This window comes from Ruminococcus sp., from assembly GCF_024691275.1.
GTDB lineage: Bacteria > Bacillota > Clostridia > Oscillospirales > Ruminococcaceae > Ruminococcus.
Genome location: NZ_JAILNU010000062.1, coordinates 1 through 3,401, shown reverse-complemented (window position 1 = coordinate 3,401; position 3,401 = coordinate 1). Strand labels below are relative to the sequence as shown.

The following is a 3,401-nucleotide window of genomic DNA, read 5'->3' as shown; positions in this document are numbered from 1 at the left end:
GAAGTTATCAGAAACTGCTATCAAGTAAATAACCCAATAAAAAATCCTCCCTCACCAGGCAAGGAGCATCTCAGCTTCCTACCTGATGAGGGGATCATATTGTTGTATTCACGTTTCAGTTATTATCACTTGTTCTCCACTGTGTAGAGCTATTAGCTTGCCGCCCATGATCTGTTTCATCAGTTCAAATGCAGGAATGCCTGTGCAGTGACCGCTGTAAAAGACAGTATCAAGCTGTGAAAGCTCCTGTGCTGTCTGAATGATAACAGCTTTTTCTTCCTCGGTATGCTCGCCATCACGCTTCATCATGTGAAATCCTGTGATAACATAGTCAGGATAACTGTCAAACAGTTCCTTGTATCTGTCAAGGATATTGAGTATACCGTTATGAGCACAGCCGGACAGAAGCCAGCGTTTGCCGTTCTGTGTGATAACAAGGCATTGCTCATGAATGAAATCATCAGGCACTTTTTCGCCTTTTCTCATACAAGACAGCTTTCTGTTCCCCTGCGGATAGCATCTCCTGCCTGTGATGCCGCTGAACAGAAACAGCTCATTGTCAAGCTGCAAATCGCCGTCTATCAGTCGGACATTCGGCAATTTGAGTATATCAGTATCAATGCCGATATAGCGTTCACCGTTATAATGCGGTTCGGCAGCCGTTCTCTGCATAATGATTTGTGCAGAATGGTTAAGCTGTGAAAACTGCAGTATACCACCTGAATGGTCGTAGTGACCGTGGCTGAGTACCACTGTATCGACAGAGGACAAGTCAACACCAAGAACATCTGCATTCTTCACAACAGCATCGGTCTGTCCCGTGTCAAGCAATAGTTTATGATTCACTGTTTCGATGTAAATGGATAACCCGTGCTCTGCGATACAGCCTTCGTGACCACAGGAGTTTTCTACAAGTGTGATGATCTTCATAGACTCTTACCTCACAGGCGGATTATCTTCAAGATAGCGGTCAAGTATCTCTGCCGCTGTTCTGACAAATTTCACGCAGGGTCTGGCTTTGTAGTATTGCTCAGTACGTTTTTCAGGAGTTGGTGTACTTGTTACCGCAAGTCCTTTCAGCAGATCCCGGCATATGATTGTTTCATGCGATTTGCGGAACTCTTCTGCAAGATACTGTATACGCTGATAATGTGCCGTTTTCAACTTGTCATCGGATTCGATGCCCTTTCCGTAGAGAATTCCTGCAACCATAAACATACCTGAACAGGCGCCGCATACCTCACGCATACGGCCCATGCCAGCGCCGAACGATGATGACAGCCTTTTGGCAAGCTCCTCGTCTATGCCGGTAACATCTGAAAAAGCTGTAAATACAGCTTGTGCGCAGTTAAGCCCTTCCGAGAATAGCCTGACCGCCTTTTCAGTATGATCGTACTTCATCAGTGGTTACCGCAGCTATGGCTGCCGCAGCCATGATCTCCGCAGGAATGTCCTTCACCGTGTTCGTGAGCATGATGATCGCAGGTAGGGTTCTCGTTCTGAACAAGTGTCTGTGCAAGGAATGCCTTTACAGCTTCGTCAGCACTTCCAATATTACCGCCGTAAAGAGCGATGCCAGCCTCCTGCATAGCCATCTGTGCGCCTCCGCCGATACCTCCGCAGATCAGAACGTCAGCCTGTGCATTCTTCAGAAATCCTGCAAGTGCGCCGTGTCCTGCGCCCATTGTTCCAACTACCTGCTCATTGATGATCTTGCCGTCGGCAACGTCATAGAGCTTGAACTGCTCTGTTCTGCCGAAATGCTGAAAGATCTGTCCGTTTTCATAGGTTACTGCGATTCTCATAATAGTGCTTCCTTTCCGTGTGATCTCCTCTGAGATCGTGTTATCAAGAGTATAATTTCCGCCTGAAATGACGATGCGTCTGCCCTCAACCAAAGCCTGAGCAAGTTTTTTCCTTGCAGTGTCATATATCGCTGTGACGGTCGTTCTTGCCACGTTCATCTCCTGAGCACATTGTTCCTGAGTTTTAGACTGATAATCTATCAGACGTATCGTTTCAAACTCGTCAAGCGACATAACGACTGTATCGTTTGCTGTATCCTGATCGGGTGCAAAGCTCCAGTAATCGGGGTAACAACAGATACGGCGTGATTTCTGAGGTCTTGGCATAATAGCATCTCCTTTCTGACTTATGTCGATTATAACATATTTCTCGACTTATGTCAAGTATAATCTTGGCATTTTCGGATATTGACGGATATTGCTTCATTTGGTATAATTTTTCTGTGGGAGTGATATTGTGAATAAGAATCTTGAATTGTTCCTGACTTTTATGAAGATCGGGGCTTTTACCTTCGGCGGCGGTTATGCGATGATACCGCTGATTCAGAAAGAAGTATGCGAAAACAAAAAATGGCTGGATGAAAAGGATATTTCCGATATTGTTGCGATCTCCGAATCAACACCGGGACCGATCGCTATCAATGCCGCAACATTTGTAGGATATAAGACATCGTGTTTTCTCGGTGCGTGTATGGCTACTATCGGAGTTGTCCTGCCATCTTTCCTTATTATTTCGCTTATCTCTATGATATTGACGCAGTTTCAGAGCATCAGAGCAGTAAGGTATGCTTTTATGGGTATCCGTGCAGCCGTGCTTGCACTGATACTGAAAGCCCTGTGGATGATGTTTCATCAGGTGAAGAAGAAAAAGCAACCATTTTCCTATGCGATCATGGGACTTTCTCTTGTACTGACTGCTTTTCTGAAAATTGATGCTGTCTTTGTCATCATCGGCTGCGGCTTGTTTGGATTGATCTGGCCGCTTTTGAACAGGAAGGAGCAAAGCAATGGCACTGATTAAATTGTTTCTTGCCTTTCTGAAAATCGGTGCGTTCACCTTTGGCGGCGGATACGCAATGATCGCAATGATACAGGCGGAAGCAGAGCGACAGGGCTGGCTGACCGGGGAGGAGCTTGTGGATTTCGTCGCTCTGAGCGAAAGCACACCGGGGCCGCTTGCAGTAAATATGGCTACATTTGTAGGAATGAGGACTGGCGGTGTTCTCGGCGCTATTATCGCAACGCTCGGTATTGTTCTGCCTTCCTTTGTCATTATACTAATCATTGCAAAGTGTTTTGAAAGGTACCAGAAAAGCAAAGCTGTCGGCGGTATCATGTCGGGCTTGAAGCCTGCAGTAGCCGGAATGATCGGAGCCGCATTCATATCTGTCGCAGGGACGGTGTTATTTCCGGCGGGGGTGAGTGTATCTGTTTTTTCTTCAGCGGGCTTTTGGATATTCCTCGGATTATTCGCCGTTACCACCGTACTTGCCTTCAAAAAGGTTCACCCGATAAAAATAATCCTGCTGTCTGCTGTTATCGGTATCGGGGCAGGATATGGACTTGGATTATAAAAAGGAGAACGATTTATACAGT

At 46.1% G+C, this 3,401-nt stretch carries 5 protein-coding genes; 2 read left to right on the top strand and 3 right to left on the bottom strand.

Annotated elements, in window-relative coordinates; all coding sequences use genetic code 11:
* Positions 1–108 precede the first annotated feature (108 nt).
* The 3 genes from K6G33_RS07525 to K6G33_RS07515 are packed head-to-tail and all read right to left on the bottom strand — an operon-like array spanning position 109 to position 2,132.
* Entirely contained in the window at positions 109–930 is an 822-nt protein-coding gene (locus K6G33_RS07525; RefSeq protein WP_296777911.1) for an MBL fold metallo-hydrolase, read from the bottom strand.
* 6 nt (positions 931–936) lie between these two features.
* Positions 937–1,401: a C-GCAxxG-C-C family protein gene (locus K6G33_RS07520; protein WP_296777909.1), complete on the bottom strand. Its 465-nt coding sequence runs from the start codon at positions 1,399–1,401 to the stop codon at positions 937–939.
* On the bottom strand, positions 1,401–2,132 hold the full coding sequence (locus tag K6G33_RS07515) for a DUF134 domain-containing protein (protein WP_296777907.1): 732 nt from the start codon (positions 2,130–2,132) through the stop codon (positions 1,401–1,403). Before K6G33_RS07515 ends, K6G33_RS07520 begins: the two co-directional genes overlap by 1 nt.
* Positions 2,133–2,262: 130 nt before the next feature.
* Between K6G33_RS07515 and K6G33_RS07510 the strand changes: the two genes are divergently transcribed.
* Entirely contained in the window at positions 2,263–2,826 is a 564-nt protein-coding gene (locus K6G33_RS07510; RefSeq protein WP_296777906.1) for a chromate transporter, read from the top strand.
* Positions 2,813–3,379: a chromate transporter gene (locus K6G33_RS07505; RefSeq protein ID WP_296777903.1), complete on the top strand. Its 567-nt coding sequence runs from the start codon at positions 2,813–2,815 to the stop codon at positions 3,377–3,379. Before K6G33_RS07510 ends, K6G33_RS07505 begins: the two co-directional genes overlap by 14 nt.
* Positions 3,380–3,401 lie beyond the last annotated feature (22 nt).

What these genes read in the sequence shown, in the direction of transcription:
- K6G33_RS07525 (WP_296777911.1), bottom strand. Translation starts at nt 930, where the DNA reads ATGAAGATCATCACACTTGTAGAAAACTCCTGTGGTCACGAAGGCTGT.
- K6G33_RS07520 (WP_296777909.1), bottom strand. Translation starts at nt 1,401, where the DNA reads ATGAAGTACGATCATACTGAAAAGGCGGTCAGGCTATTCTCGGAAGGG.
- K6G33_RS07515 (WP_296777907.1), bottom strand. Translation starts at nt 2,132, where the DNA reads ATGCCAAGACCTCAGAAATCACGCCGTATCTGTTGTTACCCCGATTAC.
- K6G33_RS07505 (WP_296777903.1), top strand. Translation starts at nt 2,813, where the DNA reads ATGGCACTGATTAAATTGTTTCTTGCCTTTCTGAAAATCGGTGCGTTC.